12 protein-coding genes and 1 pseudogene are annotated in these 17138 nt (G+C 66.4%); 6 read left to right on the top strand and 7 right to left on the bottom strand.

What is annotated here, in order from left to right; genetic code table 11:
• Positions 1–40: 40 nt before the first annotated feature.
• Both G3N99_RS18580 and pbpC read left to right on the top strand, forming a co-directional pair.
• On the top strand, positions 41–5875 hold the full coding sequence (locus G3N99_RS18580; protein ID WP_346778492.1) for an MG2 domain-containing protein: 5835 nt from the start codon (positions 41–43) through the stop codon (positions 5873–5875).
• 54 nt (positions 5876–5929) lie between these two features.
• Positions 5930–8344, top strand: coding sequence for a penicillin-binding protein 1C (pbpC, locus tag G3N99_RS18575; RefSeq protein WP_206123143.1), 2415 nt, complete (start codon positions 5930–5932; stop codon positions 8342–8344).
• A gap of 34 nt (positions 8345–8378) precedes the next feature.
• On the opposite strand, the gene G3N99_RS18570 is transcribed toward pbpC, so the two are convergent.
• Entirely contained in the window at positions 8379–9593 is a 1215-nt protein-coding gene (locus G3N99_RS18570) for an MFS transporter (RefSeq protein ID WP_206123142.1), read from the bottom strand.
• A 289-nt stretch (positions 9594–9882) separates the two neighbouring features.
• Between G3N99_RS18570 and G3N99_RS18565 the strand changes: the two genes are divergently transcribed.
• Together G3N99_RS18565 and G3N99_RS18560 are read left to right on the top strand one after the other, a co-directional pair.
• A complete protein-coding gene (locus tag G3N99_RS18565) occupies positions 9883–10572 on the top strand; it encodes an alpha/beta fold hydrolase (RefSeq protein WP_206123141.1) in 690 nt (229 codons plus the stop codon).
• Positions 10573–10906: 334 nt separating this feature from the next.
• Positions 10907–11308 (top strand): hypothetical protein, encoded by a 402-nt coding sequence (locus tag G3N99_RS18560; protein WP_174988604.1) that lies wholly within the window; start codon positions 10907–10909, stop codon positions 11306–11308.
• Between the two features lie 340 nt (positions 11309–11648).
• Here G3N99_RS18560 and G3N99_RS18555 read toward each other — a convergent pair whose 3' ends face one another.
• Positions 11649–11987, bottom strand: a complete 339-nt coding sequence (locus G3N99_RS18555; RefSeq protein WP_011354126.1) for a helix-turn-helix transcriptional regulator — start codon at positions 11985–11987, stop codon at positions 11649–11651.
• A gap of 78 nt (positions 11988–12065) precedes the next feature.
• Here G3N99_RS18555 and G3N99_RS18550 point away from each other — a divergent pair, with 78 nt between their 5' ends.
• Together G3N99_RS18550 and G3N99_RS18545 are read left to right on the top strand one after the other, a co-directional pair.
• Complete coding sequence (locus tag G3N99_RS18550) at positions 12066–12965, top strand: hypothetical protein (RefSeq protein ID WP_174936332.1); 900 nt, start codon at positions 12066–12068, stop codon at positions 12963–12965.
• A 207-nt stretch (positions 12966–13172) separates the two neighbouring features.
• On the top strand, positions 13173–13406 hold the full coding sequence (locus G3N99_RS18545) for a hypothetical protein (RefSeq protein ID WP_174936333.1): 234 nt from the start codon (positions 13173–13175) through the stop codon (positions 13404–13406).
• Between the two features lie 97 nt (positions 13407–13503).
• Here G3N99_RS18545 and G3N99_RS18540 read toward each other — a convergent pair whose 3' ends face one another.
• From G3N99_RS18540 to G3N99_RS41935, 5 genes and pseudogenes are all read right to left on the bottom strand, one after another.
• Positions 13504–14511 (bottom strand): aldo/keto reductase, encoded by a 1008-nt coding sequence (locus tag G3N99_RS18540; protein ID WP_206123140.1) that lies wholly within the window; start codon positions 14509–14511, stop codon positions 13504–13506.
• A gap of 51 nt (positions 14512–14562) precedes the next feature.
• Positions 14563–14889: a carboxymuconolactone decarboxylase family protein gene (locus G3N99_RS18535; protein ID WP_011354130.1), complete on the bottom strand. Its 327-nt coding sequence runs from the start codon at positions 14887–14889 to the stop codon at positions 14563–14565.
• 132 nt (positions 14890–15021) lie between these two features.
• The gene (locus tag G3N99_RS18530; protein WP_206123139.1) at positions 15022–15915 is read right to left on the bottom strand and encodes a LysR family transcriptional regulator; all 894 of its coding nucleotides are present in this window, start codon (positions 15913–15915) and stop codon (positions 15022–15024) included.
• Between the two features lie 69 nt (positions 15916–15984).
• The gene (locus G3N99_RS18525) at positions 15985–16863 is read right to left on the bottom strand and encodes an alpha/beta hydrolase family protein (RefSeq protein WP_174936345.1); all 879 of its coding nucleotides are present in this window, start codon (positions 16861–16863) and stop codon (positions 15985–15987) included.
• A 110-nt stretch (positions 16864–16973) separates the two neighbouring features.
• A pseudogene (locus G3N99_RS41935) lies at positions 16974–17138 on the bottom strand (alpha/beta hydrolase); the annotation flags it as partial.

The following is a 17138-nucleotide window of genomic DNA, read 5'->3' as shown; positions in this document are numbered from 1 at the left end:
CGCGGCCGTGCGCCGCCGCCCGTGGCATGCCGGCGGCCTCGTGCTGCTCGCGGCCGCGCTCGGCTACGGCGGTTACTGGTTCAAGCACCGCCCGAAGCCGCCCGAGCCCGAGACCGTCAGCTTCACCGTGAAGGCGCCGGCGATCACCACCTACGAGGTGGACGACACCGACAAGCCGAAGATCACCGTGCATCCGCTCGAAGTCGCGTTCGCCCAATCGGCCGCGCCGATCGAACAGGTCGGCAAGCCGGCCGGCGACGGCATCGAGATGACGCCCGCGCTGAAGGGCGCATGGGAGTGGGTCGACGACAAGACGCTGCGCTTCACGCCGGCGGCCGACTGGCCGGTCGGCGCGCACGTCGAGGTGCGTTTCGCGGTGCACCGCGTGTTCGCGCCGCAGGTGACGATGCACGACGACCGCTTCGCCTTCGACCTGCCCGCGTTCGCCGCGACGTTCGGCAACAATGAGTTCTACCAGAACCCCGACAATCCGGCGGAGAAGCAGGCGCTGCTGCAGTTGCGCTTCAACTATCCGGTCGATCCGGCCGAGTTCGAGAAGCGCATCGGCCTCGTGCTGGTCGGCCGCGACGGCAAGAGTTCGACGCCGCTGCGCTACACGGTCAACTACGACAAGATGAAGACGAGCGCGTGGGTCTACTCGCAGCCGCTCGAGATTCCGCGCGATCCGCTGGTGGCACGGCTCGACGTCGACAAGGGCGTGAAGAGTTCGCGCGGCGGCAACGGCACGCCGGACGTGCTGCATGCGTCGGTCAACGTGCCGGGGCTCTACAGCCTGTCGATCGACAACATCGCGCCGACGCTCGTCGACAACGAGCGCTACGAACCCGAGCAGGTGCTCGTCGCGGAAGCGTCGGACGGCGTGCGCAGCGCCGACCTGGCCGCGCGCGCCAAGGCGTGGGTGCTGCCGAAGCGCAAGCCGGGCGTCGATCAGTCGGACGACGATCCGCCGTACGAATGGAACGTGGCCGACATCAGCGATGCGGTGCTGAAGCAGTCGAAGCCGCTGCCGCTCGACGCGGTGCCGACCGAGAACGACTACGCGACGCTGCAAAGCTTCAAGTATCACGCGACGCCGGGCGATCGCATCGTCGTGCGTTTCGAGGGCGACCTGAAATCGGCGGGCGGCTACCTGCTCGCCAAGCCGGTGACGACCGCGTTCACGGTGCCCGACTATCCGAAGCTGCTGCGCTTCATGGCCGACGGTTCGCTGCTGTCGATGAGCGGCAGCAAGCGGCTGTCGGTCGTGTCGCGCAACCTGCCGGGGATGAAGGTCGAGATCGGCCGCGTGCTGCCCGACCAGCTCCAGCATCTCGTGAGCTTCAACAACGGCACCTACGCGCGGCCCGAGCTGTCGTATTCGTTCAGCGAGGATCACATCGTCGAGCGCTTCGTGCAGACGCGTGCGTTCCCGGCCGGCGATCCCGGCAAGGCGCATTACGAAGGCATCGATCTCGGCCAGTACCTGAAGGGCGGCAAACGCGGCGTGTTCCTGCTGCACCTGACGAAGTACGACCCGGCGGCCGAGAAGAAGAAAGCTGACGATGCGAAGGATGGCGATGCATCGTCCGGCGACGGCAGCCAGGATCAGTCCGATAACGCCGATTCGGGCGACAGCAGCGGAAACGGCAACGGCGACGACAGCGACAACGCGCTCGGCGACACGCGCCTGATCGTCGTGACCGATCTCGGGATGCTGGTCAAGAAGGCGCTCGACGGCAGCCAGGACGTGTTCGTCCAGTCGATCCGCAACGGCCGCCCGGTTGCGGGCGCAACCGTGTCGGTGCTCGCGGTGAACGGCCAGGTGCTGTTCACGCAGACCACGAGCGCCGACGGCATCGTGCATTTCCCCGCGTTCAAGGGGCTCGACCGCGAGAAGCGGCCGCAGCTGTATGTCGTGAAGAAGGACACCGACCTGTCGTTCCTGCCGGTGGCCGGCCGCGATCGCCAGCTCGACTTCTCGCGTTTCGACGTCGACGGCGAGCGCAATGCGACGGGCCAGGGGCAGTTGTCCGCGTACCTGTTCTCGGATCGCGGCCTGTATCGGCCCGGCGATCCGTTCCACATCGGCCTGATCGTGCGCGCCGCGAGCTGGGCGCGCAGCCCGGCCGGCGTGCCGCTGCAGGCGGAGATCGTCGATCCGCGCGGGATCACCGTCGAGCGCAAGCCGGTGACGGTCGATGCGACCGGCTTCACCGAGCTCGGCTATACGACGGCCGAAACGGCGCCAACCGGCACGTGGACCGTCAACCTGTACATCGTCAAGGACGGCCAGCCCGGCGCCGAGCCGATCGGCAGCACGACGGTGCAGGTGAAGGAGTTCCTGCCCGACCGGATGAAGGTCGACGCGAAGCTGTCGCAGCAGGTCGTCGAAGGATGGGTGAAGCCGAAGGGGCTGAAGGGCATCGTCGATGCGCAGAACCTGTTCGGCACGCCGGCGGAGAAGCGCCGCGTCGCGGCGACGCTGACGCTGCGCCCGGTGTGGCCGTCGTTCCGCAGCTGGCAGGGCTATCACTTCTTCGATGCGCGCCGCGCGAAGGAGGGCTATACGACGACGCTGCAGGACGGCACGACCGACGACAAGGGCCATGCCGAGTTCGATCTCGATCTCGACAAATACGCGGACGCGACCTACCAGCTCTACTTCCAGGCGAAGGCCTATGAAGCGGAAGGCGGGCGCAACGTCGCCGCGAACGCGCAGACGCTCGTATCGAACAACGACTGGCTCGTCGGCTACAAGTCGGTCGACGATCTCGGCTACGTGAAGCGCGGCAGCCCGCGCACGGTGCGGCTCGTCGCGATCGATCCGAACGCGAAGGCGATCGACGTGAAGGACCTGCGCGCACAGCTCGTCGAGGAGCGCTACGTGTCGGTGCTGACCAAGCAGGATTCCGGCGCGTACAAATACGATTCGCGGCTGAAGGAAGTGCCGGTCGACGAGAAGCCGCTGGCGATTCCGGCGGCCGGGCTCGACTTTGCGCTGCGTACCGACAAGCCGGGCAGCTACGCGCTCGTGATCCGCAACGCGGCCGGCGCTGCAGTGAACCGGATCGAGTATTCGGTCACGGGCGACGCGAACGTCACGCGCTCGCTCGACCGCAACGCGGAGCTGCAGGTGACGCTCGCGAAGCATGACTACAAGCCGGGCGAGCAGGTCGAGATCGCGATCCGCGCGCCTTATGCGGGCAGCGGCCTGATCACGATCGAGCGCGACAAGGTGTACGCGCATGCGTGGTTCCATGCGGACACGACGAGTTCGATCCAGCACATCACGGTGCCGGCCGGTTTCGAAGGAAACGGCTACATCAACGTGCAGTACATCCGCGATCCGTCGTCCGACGAAATCTTCATGAGCCCGCTGAGCTACGGCGTCGTGCCGTTCTCGGTGAACCTCGACGCGCGCCGCAATGCGGTGTCCGTCGATGCGCCGGCGCTCGTGAAACCCGGCGACACGGTGAATTTCACCGTGCATTCGGCGAAGCCCGCGAAGGTCGTCGTGTTCGCGGTCGACGAGGGCATCCTGCAGGTCGCGCGCTACAAGCTCGGCGATCCGCTGAAGTTCTTCTTCCGCAAGCGGATGCTCGAAGTCGGCACGTCGCAGATCCTCGACCTGATCCTGCCGGACTTCGAGAAGCTGATGGCGATGGCCGCGCCGGGCGGTGACGCCGACGATGCGATCGGCCGCCAGCTGAACCCGTTCAAGCGCAAGCGCGACAAGCCGGTCGTCTACTGGTCGGGGATCGTCGACGTGAACGGCGATACGCGCCTGAGCTACACCGTGCCCGACTACTTCAACGGCAAGCTGCGCGTGATGGCCGTGTCGGTATCGCCGGACCTGGTCGGTACGTTCGAAGGCGCGACGACCGTGCGCGGCGATTTCGTGCTGTCGCCGAACGTGCCGACGACGCTCGCGCCGGGAGACGAGGCCGACGTCAGCGTCGGTGTCGCGAACAACCTGACGGGTGTCGGCAACCAGCCGGTGCCGGTCGCGGTCACGCTGAAGACGGGGCCGCAGTTGCAGGTGATCGGGCCGGCCACGCAGAACGTCGCGCTCGCGCCGCAGCACGAAGGTGTCGCGATGTTCCGCGTGAAGGCGACCGATACGCTCGGTTCGGGTTCGCTGTCGTTCGGTGCACGCTATGGCGCGAAGGGGGCCCAGCAGCGGGTCGACGTATCGGTGCGGCCGGCCGCCGCATTCCGCACGCAGCTCGACATCGCGCGCCTCGATCCGGGCAAGAAGGCGAGCGTGCCGAACCTGCGCTCGATGTACGACGCATATGCGTCACGCGATGCGAGCATCTCGACCGCGCCGCTCGTGCTGTCGGAAGGGTTGTCGTCGTATCTCGTCAACTTCGAGCACTACTGCAGCGAGCAGATGGTGAGCGCGTCGGTGCCGCGCGTGTTCGCGGCGAAGTGGCTGTCGGTGCGGGCGCTGACGAGCGCGATGCATGCGACCGACGCCGGCGCCGACGCGACGAACGCGGCGGCGATCGCGCAGTTCCTCGGTGTGCTGCGCAGCCGGCAGAACGCGCAGGGCGGGTTCGGGCTGTGGAGCGCGACGCCCGACGCCGATCCGTTCGTGTCCGCGTACGCGATGCACGTGCTGCTCGACGCGCGCGAGCGCGGCATCGCGGTGCCGAAGGACATGCTCGACGCGGGCAACCAGTATCTGCAGAAGCTCGCGGCGAACGATTCGCTCGGCTCGCTCGACCTGCTGCGGCAGCGTGCGTACGCGGTGTATCTGCTGACGCGCCAGGGCAACGTGACGACCAACAGCCTCGCGGCCGTGCAGAAGCGGCTGCAGGATGCGTATCCGAACGACTGGAAGAACGATCTCGCGGCCGCGTGGCTCGCCACGTCGTACCAGCTGTTGAAGCAGGACAAGGAGGCCGCGGCGCTGATCGCGGGCCCGCAGGCGCTGCTCGAGCGCAAGCGTGCATCCGACGGCGGCTACGTGACGGGCTACTACCTCGATCCGCTGACGCGCGACGCGAGCGTGCTGTACCTGATCGCGAAGCACTTCCCGGAGCGCGTGCGCAAGCTGTCGCCGCGCGCGATGGACAACCTCGCCGCGCCGCTCGTCGACAACCGCTACAACACGCTGTCGTCGGCGATGACGATCCTCGCGCTCGATGCGTATGCGGCGTCGAGCGCGGGCCAGCTCGACCAGCTCGCGATCGACGAGGTGCGCGCGGGCGCCGCGCCGAAGGACGTGTCGTCGATCCAGGCGAACCTCGTGCGCTCGGGCACGTGGTCGGCCGGTGCATCGCGCGTCGATTTCGTGAACGGCAGCTCGTTGCCCGCATGGTGGATCACGAGCCAGTCGGGCTACGACCGCGGCACGTCGACGAAGGCGATCAAGGACGGGCTGGAGATCGTGCGCGACTACACCGACACGGACGGCAAGCCGCTCGACAAGATCACGGTCGGCCAGGAGATCGACGTGCACCTGAAGATCCGTGCGACGGGCTCGGCGAGCGTCGGCAACATCGCGATCGTCGACCTGTTGCCGGGCGGCTTCGATCCGGTGATCGCGCCGCCGCCCGTCACCGACGCGCAGGATGGCGACAGCAATGGCGACGGCGGCGCGTCGGCGCCGGTGGCCGATGCCCCGTGGCGTTCGCCGATCGGCGTGAAGGGTTCCACATGGCAGCCGCAGTTCGCGGACGTGCGAGAGGATCGCGTGGTGATCTACGGCACCGCGACGACCGACGTGCGCGAGTTCGTCTACCGGATCAAGGCGAGCAACGCGGGCCGCTTCATCGCGCCGCCGGCATACGGCGAGTCGATGTACGACCGCCGCTTGCAGGCCCAGGCGCCTGGCGGGGCGACACTGACGGTGGAGCGCGTGCGATGACGATGAGGCTGCAACGTCGTGACCGGCCGCGCCGGGTGCGAGGAGCGCCCGCGCGTGGCTGACGACGTTTCGGTGCGCCGGCGCGTGCTGCACGGCGCCGGCCGCTGGTTGCATCGCTGGCAGAACTGGATCGCCGGCGCGCTGCTCGTGTTCGGCGCGCTGGCCGCGTGCCGGCTGTGGCCGCATCCGCCGCTGCGCGACTGGAAGCCGTCGTCGGTCGCGGTGACGGACGCGCAGGGCCGGTTGCTGCGCCTGACGCTTGCAAAGGACGACCGCTACCGGCTTTGGGTGCCGCTCGACCGGATGTCGCCGCAGCTCGTCGAAGCCGTGATGCTGCACGAGGACCGCTGGTTCTGGTGGCATCCGGGCTTCAACCCGTACGGGCTCGCACGCGGCGCATGGATCACGTATGTGCGCGGCGGCAATCCGCAGGGCGGCTCGACGCTGACGATGCAGCTCGCCCGCTCGCTGTGGCGGCTGAACACGCGCACGCCGGCCGGCAAGCTCGAGCAGGTCGCGCGCGCGATGCAGCTCGAACTCTTCTATTCGAAGCGGCAGATCCTCGAAGCGTATCTGAACGATGCGCCGTACGGCCGCAACGTCGAAGGCGCGGGCACCGCGAGCGTCGTCTATTTCGACCGGATGCCCGACGCGCTGACGCTGCCGGAGGCGCTCGCGCTCGCGGTGATTCCGCAGGACCCGGCGCGACGCGTGCGCGGCGGGCAGGATGAAATCAACCGCGCGCTGGCCGCGTCGCGCAACCGGCTGTATGCGCGCTGGCTGACGAAGCATCCGGGCGATGCATCGTTCAAGCCGCTGTTCGCATTGCCGCTTGCGATGCGGCCATTGTCGGCACTGCCGTTCGATGCGCCGCACGCGGTCGACCAGGCACTTGCCGCGCGCAGCGCGTGGCTTACGACCTCGAGCGCGGCGGCACACGACAGCGACGCCGACGCACGGCTCGTGACGACGCTGGATCTCGACTTGCAGCACACGCTCGAACGGCAGATCGCACGCTATGTCGCGCGCAACGATACGCGCGGTGTGCGCAATGCGGCGGCGATCCTCGTCGATACGCGCGACATGGGCGTGAAGGCGCTCGTCGGCTCCGCGAATTTCTTCGACCGCACGATCGACGGGCAGGTGAACGGCACGCTCGCGCGGCGGTCACCCGGCTCGACGCTCAAACCGTTCATCTATGCGCTCGGCTTCGACCAGGGCGTGCTGCATCCGCAGACCGTGCTGCGCGACGTGCCGACCGCGTTCGGCCCCTATGCGCCGGAGAATTTCGACGGTCATTTCCTCGGGCCGATCACCGCGACCGATGCGCTGAACCGCAGTCGCAACGTGCCGGCCGTGTGGGTCGCATCGCAGCTCAAGTCGCCGGATCTGTACCGGTTCCTGCAGGAAGCCGGCGTGCGCCGGCTCGCGAGCGCGCAGCACTACGGGCTCGCGCTCGTGCTCGGCGGCGGCGAAGTGACGATGCAGGATCTCGCGGCGCTGTACGCGATGCTCGCGAATCGCGGCGAGTTTCGGCCGCTGCGGCTGCGCGCGGACGAACCGGCGCTGCCTGGCCGGCGTCTGCTCAGTGCCGAGGCGAGCTACATGACGATGGACATGCTGCGTCAGCATCTGCGGCCCGACGAGACGAGCGGCGCGCAACCATCGAGCGTACCGGTCTACTGGAAGACCGGCACGTCATGGTCGTTCCGCGATGCGTGGACGGCCGGCGTGTTCGGCCCGTATGTGCTGGTCGTGTGGGTCGGCAATTTCGACAACTCGACCAATACGGCGTTCGTCGGCGTCGATGCGGCCGCGCCGCTGTTCTTTCAGGTCGTCGATGCGCTGAATGCCGAGCGCACGCTCGTCGAGCCGCCGCGTGCGATGCCGCCGAAGCTGAAGCGCGTGCGGATCTGCCTCGCGAGCGGCGACTTGCCGAACGAGTGGTGCCCGCAGCAGGGCTGGACGTGGTTCATTCCGGGCACGTCGCCGATCCGCGTGAGCACCGTGCACCGGCCGGTCGTGATCGACGATGCGACCGGGAAGGCCGCGTGCCCGCCGTACGACGGCAAGCGCACGCATACGGAGATCTTCGAGTTCTGGCCGTCGGATCTGCAACAGGTGTTCGTGCAGGCCGGCATTCCGCGCCGGCGGCCGCCGCAGAACGCGGAGTGTCGCGACGCGGGGCAGGTCGAAGGCGATCCGCCGCGCATCACGTCGCCGCTGCGCGGCAGCACGTATGCGATGCGCGTGAAGAGTACGGAGGAGACGCGCATCGCGTTCAACGCGACGGCCGATGCGAGCGCGCATGCGCTGTACTGGTTCGTCAACGATGCGTTTGTCGGGCGCAGCGCGCCGGGCGATGCGCTGTTCTGGCAGCCGCGGACGGCCGGCAGTTATACGGTGCGGGTGGTCGACGATCACGGGCGCAGCGATCAGCGGCCGTTGGGGGTCGGGCTGGAGCAGTAGGCGCCGTATCTGTATCCGTATCGCGCGTTCGCGGTCAGCGTGCCGCGATCTGCGCGTTGTCGCGGCGAAGACTCGTGTGAGTGAGCATCAGCAGGTTGACGACGACGACGGTGATCGTCGCGACGATCATCCAGTTCACGCCGCCGTGGGTCACCAATACGCCTGCTACATACGGAAATCCGAACAGACCCGTGAAGTAGGCGATCGTGAAGACTTGCGAGCTCGCCGATGCGGACAAGCCGTTTTCGCTGGCGAGATTGACCGCCATACCGTTCAAGGTGGAGTAGCTGAGTCCGTAGCCGACCGCGAAGATGAACGAGCCGATCACGTACAGGATTTCACTGCCCGGATTGGACACGAAGAGGATCAGCGCCAGGAGCGTCAGCGCGAACAGCGTGAACGCGAGCTTTCGGACTGGCAATCGGCTGATCGTCTGCGCCAGCGTGAATCGGCAGAAGACGGTCGTTAACGTGAAAGTCACGAAGAAGAGATCGGGCGACAGGTGTCGCGACTCCGCATAGATCGCCTGAAAATTCGATAACGCGGAAAAGATGCAAGCGGCGAGTCCGATCATGATGATCGGCAGCCGGGTGACATGGCGCAGGATCTCGGCAACCCGCGCGGCTGTCAGGCCGGTTGCATCCGCCTGCGGATGGGGTGTGCGTTCCGTTCGTTGTCGGACAATCGAAAATGCGATGGCTGCAATCACGCAGAGACATGCCAGGCCTGCGTAGACGATGGTGTACGACCCGAAGCGACGGGAGATGAAATGGCCGATCGGAGACGCGAGACCCAGCCCGACCATCTGACCGCCCGAGAGCAAGGTCAGGTATTTGATCCGCGCCGAGGGCCTGAGGTGATGAATGATCTGAAGCGGCGCGAGTATGTAAAAGGCCGACCATCCCATTCCCAGAAGCAGGCCGCCGATGAATGCGATGCTCAGATCGTGCGCTGCCAGGCTGAACGCGAGCATGGCAAGCGCCATGACGGCAGCGGCGGCCACGATGGTCGACATCAACCCGATTCGTTGTGCTACCCATCCGGCGACAAGAGAGCTGACGATCATGGTCAGAATGCCGGTCGAGATCACGGCGCCTGCCATCGACGAATCCAGGCCGCTCTGACGCAAATGCTCGGAAAGGAGAAAGCTGGCGCCGTAGGCGGCGGCAAGTGCGACGCTCGCGACGAGGAATGGAACAAACGTGGCTGCGGCGAGCGAAGACGGAAGCGGGTCAGCGGATGTGTTCATGGCGTTGGCGTCCAGTTTTTATCGCCGCCACGATGCCTTGAGCGGGCCGGATTTCTTTGATCGTCTTGTACCCACATATGGCGTGCGGAAGGCCCCTGCGGATATTCCGATCCCGAGCCTGACGGGCATTGTGTTTTAGGTAGAAGCGCGATGAAATGTACAGTGAAGCCGATTTTCTACTGCACAGTACATGTCGTTGCTGATGGGCTTCGGTTCGGAAGCGTGATGCCGACCGAGATTACGTTGGATGGTTTCGAAACGCGATCCACTACCTGCCTGAATCATTCTGATGTTGCTACCTCTCATATTTTTGCCGGCGATGCCGTGCGACGGCCGAATGTATGCCGATCAGGTCGAAGCGCTGAAGGATCTTGCGTCACCGACCGTGAGGATACTTGCGCATGCAACCTTCGCCGAGAGTGCCGAGCAGCTCCTGGCATCGACAAGCGGTGCGTTCATTCTTGTCGGTACGGCATACGGTGGATGTCTCGCGATGGAAGTGCTCGCGAGAGCGCCGGACCGCGTCCGCGGACTCTGGCTGATGAATTGCCAGCCGGGCGTTCATCCTGATCCGGACGCTGTTCGAGCCACCAGCCGGCGTATTCGCGCTGGAGAGCACGAGCGCGTCATTGCGGAGTTCGCCGCACAGGCCATCCCGGCGCACGATGGCATCTCACGGTCTGCATTCATGCAGATGGCCCGTGATGCCGGCGCAGATTTGTTTGCCCGACAGTCCGATGCCACGCTGACGCGCCCGGATCATTGGTCGACGCTGGCGTCGAGCCAGGTTCCTGCGTTGCTCATCTGGGGCGCTGCTGACCGCTTCGTCCCCGTCGACGTCGGCCGGCGCATCGCCGGCTTGATGCCGCATGCCCGATTCGAAGCGATAGAAGGGTGTGGTCATTTCCCGACCCTGGAGCGTCCGTCGCTATGCACGGCGATTGCGCGCGAGTGGTTGACGGAGTCGGTGCTGGGTTGAGTCGTGCATGGGAACGGATGACATGGCCGATTGCGTGGGATTGGATCGGCAGTCGATGCCGGCCGTCGACTTCGCGCGCAAGTGCCGCGTTCGATGCACGTCATGGACGGGGCCGCACCGACAGACACGAGCGTTGAATTTCGGTCTCGGTCGAAACAGCGGCCGACTGATCGTGGAGTAGTATTTCCCCAGGTCCAGGTTATTGCCAGGTCTCTACGGCGCACAGCCGACCCATTCGTGACGACGGCGGCGAGCTCGCTCAGGCGTTTCGAAGCTGTTTCAACGATACGTGTGGCGGCGCCGGCCGTAGCGGCGGCATTGATGGGAATGCATCATGTCAACCGAGTGGAAGCACCGCGTCAGACTGTTTGTCCAGCGTTTCTGGCAGCCGACCAGTGCGTGCATGACGTGCATGCCGGGGAGCTGGGGAAATGTCATGAGCGTTGCCCACTGGACTATCGCATTTCATACGGGGCTGCTTACCGGACTCCTTGCCGTGCTCCTGACGTTCACGCCGGCGGCGAAACTCTACGCGCATCGATACGGCAATGCGCTGGTCGTTGGCGTCCTGACAACGTTGGGCGACGCCTACTCGCACGCGAGTCACTACCGTATCCCCTATGTCGAGCACATCGTGACGGGTGCAATTTCAGGTGTCTTTACGCTGGCGGCGTCCTATCTCTTCGAAGACCGCGCGCGACGCATTCGGGCGGTGTGGGCTCGGGTTTTCGGATAGCTTGTCCGCTGATTTCCTGAACCCGCCGGGCCAGACGGAAAGAGGCTCCCCGGCGAGGCTACGCTTCATGATCGGGAGGCCGCGCATGGACAACCGGAACGAGTGGCGGTCAGGAGCGGGCATTCGACATAGCCGGATGGACCGTCGCCGATCGCCGCTCATTCGAGACCGTGCGAACCATGATCTTTCGCTCACTGTTTCGATCGCCGAGTTTGGTGCAAGCAACGGAGCAGTCAAACGCTCCGGTGCATGGAACCATCCGTTGCGAACGGTTCGATCAGCGACTGGCTGCGGCTGGTCGCAATAACAGCAGCGCACCAGCAACGCATCGCCCACCCCATCACCCATCATCCGCCTTCGCCTGCAGCCCCTTCAACCCCTGGATCACGACCAGCAGCGCGCGCCCGTGCTCGTCCGACCCGTCCCACGCGTCGACGATCGCGTCGCGCAGCAGGTCGTTGTACTGGCGGCGCGACGGCCCGGTATCGACACCATAGAAACTGCATAGCTTATTGAATGGCGCGCTGCGGCGCAGCCGATGCCCGTTCGACAGCCTCAGGCGCGATACGGTCGGCTGGCTGACCCCGGAGAGTCGCGCTATTTCGCTGGACGAGCGTGTATCTGCCATCAGGCGGCGCAACAGGTCTTGAACGGGAAAATCTTGGTCCGGGGCTTCCATGCGATGCATTATACCTATACAGTTACGGCTGTTGAATGGGCTTGCTGTCACCAGCGAGGCTGTATCCCGAGATAGTTGATGACACTGAAACACCTCCCACCCACGTTCTGCTGGACCAAGATCGGTACCGAGTCCGGCGAGGAACTGCCGACCGTCGTGCTCCGCAAGGAATGGGAGCGCCGGCTCGGGGGCGGGCGTTTTCTGTGGGGCATCAACCAGCCGCTCGGCAGCAGCGCGCAAGTCGCCGCGCATCGCACGGGCTCGCTGCTCGCACTGTTTTCGCCGGTCGCGTCGCGCCCGCGCCCGGGCGAGCGGAAAGACATGCTGCTGTGGAATGCGTGGGTCGACGCGAGCGGGCAGGTGCGGCCGTTGCCGCCGCACACGTTCATCGCCAGTCGCTCGACCTTGCCGTCGGGCCGGCGCCGCGAACAGCACTACGCGCTCGTGTGCGCGTCATCCACCGCGCTGACGGTCGGCACGCAGTTGCGCGTGTTTCCCGATCACCTGCGCAGCGTGAGCACCGGCAAGTCGCTCGGCGCCGCACAGGGGGCGGCCGTGGTCGATTGCGTCGGGCGTGCGAAGGAGCAGACGGGCAAGAGCTATCCGCTCGCGCTGTCGGTCGAGCTCGAAGCACCGTATTTCGTGCGGCTCGCGCAGCCGTGCGTGTTGAAGGCGCGTGATCTCGCAGAAGTGAACAAGGCGACGCGCGCGGGGGATTTCGATCGCTTCGTCGAGCTCGTCGCGCGCTTGCGCGGCCGTTCGCCGACGGACGACGTACGCGGCGTCACGCGTGATCTGTTCGATGTGCCGCCGATCGAAACGGCGGCCGCGTATGTTGCGCCCACGCACGTCGCGCGATTGCGCAATCGGCCGGCGGCCGAGCATCCGCGTGATCTCACCGGCGACCTGTTCGACCTGTCGCCGGGTGAGGCGGCCGCGTTCGCGGGCCTCGCGCATCGGCGCATCGGGCGCGCGTGACGAAACGCGCGCAGCAGATCGCGCAAGAATTTGTTGCAATCTCGCCATAGCGGAGCGGCGAGCGCAGAGAGACAATCGCCACGAAGCGCGCTGCGCGGCGGCCGATGCGTCGATACTCGATGGGTCGTGGTTCACGCCGCCGACATGCGCACCACGCACACTGAGCGTCGGCGTGCTTCACACTGCAACCCTGAGGGAGAAGTGTCGATGTCGACCCACATCTGTTCGCGGGAAGCCCGGGCCGCGCAGCGCTTCGTCGAAGCCACGCGCAATGTCGATCAGGCCTTTCGCGCCGTGCGCGGCGAAAGCGACGACGACATTTCGTCGGCCGAATACGCACGCGCGATGTCGCGCCTCGATCACGCACTCGACGAGCTGGCGCGTGCACAGGAATTCTTCGATCGCGTAGTCAGCGCCGACACAACCGCGCAAGACAACTGATCCCGCCGCTGCCATGTATTCGCGCGTCAGGCGACGCGCGTGCATCATCTTGCCGGGCATCGCGCCCGGCATGTCATTCACTCATCCCGTTCCGACTTCAGACCTTGCGGCCTTCGACCGGATAGCCGGGATCGGTATAGCCGTGCGTCGAGGCATGCCCGGGCGGTACGAGCGCATCGACGAACCGTTCGTCGTCCGGGCCGAGTTCGAGCTTCAGCGCATCGATGTAGCTGTCCCAGTGCGCTTCGGTGCGCGGCCCTGCAATCGTCGAGCTGACGATGCGGTTCTTCATGACCCACGCGAGCGCGAACGCAACCGACGTCGTGCCGCGCGCGGCGGCATGCGTGGCCACCTGCTGTGCGATGTGCAACGATTCGGGTCGCCATTCCGTTTGCTGGATGCGCCGGTCGCCGCGGCCCGCGCGCGAATCGGCGGGCGGCTGCGCATCCACCGCGTATTTGCCGGTCAGCACACCGCGCGCGAGCGGGCTGTACGGCACGACGCCGATCCCGTAGTGCGCGGCGGCCGGAAGCTGTTCGACTTCGGCCGTGCGATCGACGAGGTTGTACAGCGGTTCGCTCGCGACCGGGCGATCGATGCCGAGCTGGTCGGCGAGCCGCACGACCTCGGCGATGCGCCAGCCCTTGAAGTTCGACAGCCCGAAGTAGCGCACCTTGCCTTGCCGGATCAGGTCGGCGATCGCGCGCATGCCTTCGTCGAGCGGCGCATCGGTCAGCGCGCGATGGAAATAGAGGATGTCGATGTAGTCGGTGCCGAGCCGCTTCAGGCTCGCGTTGACCGATTCGACGATCCATTTGCGCGACTGGCCCTGCCGGTTCGGCCCGGCATCCGGCCCGGCCGGATAACCGAACTTCGTTGCGACGACCCAGCTGTCGCGACGCGGCGCAATCGCACGGCCGACGACTTCTTCCGAGCGGCCGGCGTGATAGACATCGGCCGTGTCGATGAAATTGATGCCCTGGTCGAAGGCCTTGTCGATGATTCGTGCGGACGTCGCTTCGTCGGTCTCGCCGCCGAACATCATTGCGCCGAGACACAGCGGCGACACCTTGAGCGCGCTGCGCCCGAGATAGCGGTAATCCATGAAGGCTCCAAGCAGGCGTGTGCCCGCCGGTTGAATGAAGGGACGCTGCGCTTACACGCCGGCTTCGTCGAACACGCGCTGTGCGATCGTCAGCGCGGAGCTTGCGGTCGGCCAGCCCGAGTAGAACGCGAGGTGCGTGATCGCTTCGACGAGCTCGTCGCGCGTGAGGCCGTTGTCGAGCGCTTTCTTCAGGTGGAACGGCAGTTCGTTGACGCGATACAGCGATACGAGGCTCGCGACCGTGACGAGGCTGCGATCGCGCGGCGACAGGCCGGGGCGCTGCCAGACGTCGCCGAACAGCACGTTGTCGGTGTAGTCGGCGAGGGCGGGGGCGATGGCGCCGAATGCTTTGCGTGCAGGGGAAGTCGGTTCGGACATCGAGGGCTCCGGGGTAGGTGGGGAACACCGTCGATGGTAGCCACCGATGCGTCTATCGATAATCCCCGGCAATCCGCATGCACTTATCGATCCGGTTCATGAATCGCGGCGCATGGGCGGCGCTTCGTCGGCTCATGCGCGATAGCGCAGCGCATCGACGATCACGGCGAGCGCGCGCGACGACTGCCGCCGGCTCGCGTAGTACAGGTGATGGCCGGGGAACGTCGGGCACCAGTCGTCGAGCACGCTGTCGAGGCGGCCGGCGGCGACATGCGGCGCCGCGAGTTCGGCGGGCACGTACGCGAGCCCGTAGCCTGCGAGCGCCGCATCGAGCGTCTCGTAGGTGCCGTTGAACGTGACCTGCCCGTCGACGCGCACTTGCAGCATGTCGTCGCCGCGCGCGAGTTCCCACGCGTACAGCGCGCCGTGCGTCGGCAGGCGCAGGTTGATGCAGTCATGCGCGACCAGATCCTGCGGCGACACGGGGTGCGCGCGTTCCGCGAAATACGCGGGCGCGCCGACGATCGCCATTTTCATGTCGGCCGAGATGCGTACGGCGATCATGTCCTTCGCCACCTGGTCGCCGAGCCGCACGCCGACGTCGAAGCGTTCCGCGACGATGTCGGACAGCCCGTAGTCGTTCACGAACTCGACCTTCAGGTCGCGGTAGTCGTGCAGGATCGGCGCAAGCTTCGGCCACAGCAGCGTGCGGATCACGAAGTCGGTCGCGTTGATGCGCACGGTGCCCGCGGGCTGGTCGCGCAGTTCCGCGAGCGCGGTCAGTTCGGCTTCGATTTCGTCGAAGCGCGGCGCGAGATTGAGCAGCAGGCGCTCGCCGGCTTCGGTCGGCGCCACGCTGCGTGTCGTGCGCGTGAGCAGCCGCACGCCGAGGCGCGTTTCGAGCGAGCGGATCGTATGGCTGAGCGCGGATTGCGAGACGCCGAGCTGCGCGGCCGCACGCGTGAAACTGCGTTCGCGCGCGACGGCGATGAAGGCGAGGAGATCCGCAAAGTTGTCGCGCGGCATGGAAGGTGTCGGATGGTCGATGCCAGCGCATCGTACCACCGGGTTTGCCGGGCCGCGTTGCGGCGCGCGTCAGCCTGCGCGCGTCATGCCCGGCGCATGGGGCGCGGGATGGTACGCATAGCCGCCGTGCTGGAACGATGTCGCGAAGAACCGCATCTGGTAGCGGATCGCATTCGACCAGTAATCCCATGTGTGGCCGCCTGGCCGCTCCGCATAGTCGTGCGGTACGCCGAGCGCGACGAGCCGTTCGTGCAGCGTGCGGTTCGAGCCGACGAACGCGTCGTCGCGGCCGCAATCGATCGTCAGGTCGAGATGCGCGCGCACGAACGCGCTGGCGCTCGCGACGATTACGTTGCGGTTCCAGAACGACGGATGGCGGCCGGGGTCGCCGAATACGTGGTCGATGCCCGGCTCGTCTCCGCAGCAGCGCGGATCGACCGCGCCGCTGATGCTGCCGACCGCGCCGAACGTGTCGGGCCGGTCGAGCGCGATGCGCAACGCGCCGAAGCCGCCCATGCTGAGCCCGGTGATCGCGCGAGCGCGTTGCGTTGCAATCGTGCGGAAGTGCAGATCGACGTAGGACACGACTTCGTCGCCGATGAAGGTTTCGTAGCGGCTGCCCGAGTCGAACGGGCTGTCGATGTACCAGCTCTCGTGGCCGCCGTCAGGCATCACGAGGATCACGTGGTAGCGGTCGGCCAGCGCGGCGATGTGCGTGTTCGACGTCCAGTCGGTATGGTCGCCGCCGGAGCCGTGCAGCAGATAGACGACCGGATAGCGGTCGCCGTCGCGGGTGCCGCGCGCATAAGCGTCGGGCAGCACGACGGTTGCCTTGAGCGTCTCGTTCATCGCGGCGCTGGGAATGGCGACGACCCGCGCGTGGAATGCGAGAGCAGGGCCCGAAATGGCGAGCAGCAGAAGCAGCCAGAAGGCGCGTGCCAGGTACATCGATCCTCGCATGTGTCGACCCCGTCCGGCGCCGGGCGCCGGGAAAACCTAGTTCGACCGACTCTAGCAACCGCGCCTTTCAACCATATTTCGGCGAATCCTACGGGTTGTCAGGCGGGCGGCGCGTGCACGATGCGCTCGAGCGCCGCGCGAAACGCATCGGGTCGCTCCGCCGGGATCAGGTGCCCGCAGCGTTCGATCGTGTCGAAGCCGGCGCAGCGCGCGAGCGCCCAGTCGGGCACGTGCCAGCCCGCGCGCGAGCGGTCGCCGGCGAC

The organism is Burkholderia sp. Ac-20392, from assembly GCF_017104585.1.
Classification (GTDB): domain Bacteria; phylum Pseudomonadota; class Gammaproteobacteria; order Burkholderiales; family Burkholderiaceae; genus Burkholderia; species Burkholderia lata.
The sequence above is the reverse complement of the archived record's forward strand: the minus strand, read 5'-3'. Positions and strand labels throughout refer to the sequence as shown.

What these genes read in the sequence shown, in the direction of transcription:
- G3N99_RS18570 (WP_206123142.1), bottom strand. Translation starts at nt 9,593, where the DNA reads ATGAACACATCCGCTGACCCGCTTCCGTCTTCGCTCGCCGCAGCCACG.
- G3N99_RS18565 (WP_206123141.1), top strand. Translation starts at nt 9,883, where the DNA reads ATGTTGCTACCTCTCATATTTTTGCCGGCGATGCCGTGCGACGGCCGA.
- G3N99_RS18560 (WP_174988604.1), top strand. Translation starts at nt 10,907, where the DNA reads ATGTCAACCGAGTGGAAGCACCGCGTCAGACTGTTTGTCCAGCGTTTC.
- G3N99_RS18555 (WP_011354126.1), bottom strand. Translation starts at nt 11,987, where the DNA reads ATGGAAGCCCCGGACCAAGATTTTCCCGTTCAAGACCTGTTGCGCCGC.
- G3N99_RS18550 (WP_174936332.1), top strand. Translation starts at nt 12,066, where the DNA reads ATGACACTGAAACACCTCCCACCCACGTTCTGCTGGACCAAGATCGGT.
- G3N99_RS18545 (WP_174936333.1), top strand. Translation starts at nt 13,173, where the DNA reads ATGTCGACCCACATCTGTTCGCGGGAAGCCCGGGCCGCGCAGCGCTTC.
- G3N99_RS18540 (WP_206123140.1), bottom strand. Translation starts at nt 14,511, where the DNA reads ATGGATTACCGCTATCTCGGGCGCAGCGCGCTCAAGGTGTCGCCGCTG.
- G3N99_RS18535 (WP_011354130.1), bottom strand. Translation starts at nt 14,889, where the DNA reads ATGTCCGAACCGACTTCCCCTGCACGCAAAGCATTCGGCGCCATCGCC.
- G3N99_RS18530 (WP_206123139.1), bottom strand. Translation starts at nt 15,915, where the DNA reads ATGCCGCGCGACAACTTTGCGGATCTCCTCGCCTTCATCGCCGTCGCG.
- G3N99_RS18525 (WP_174936345.1), bottom strand. Translation starts at nt 16,863, where the DNA reads ATGTACCTGGCACGCGCCTTCTGGCTGCTTCTGCTGCTCGCCATTTCG.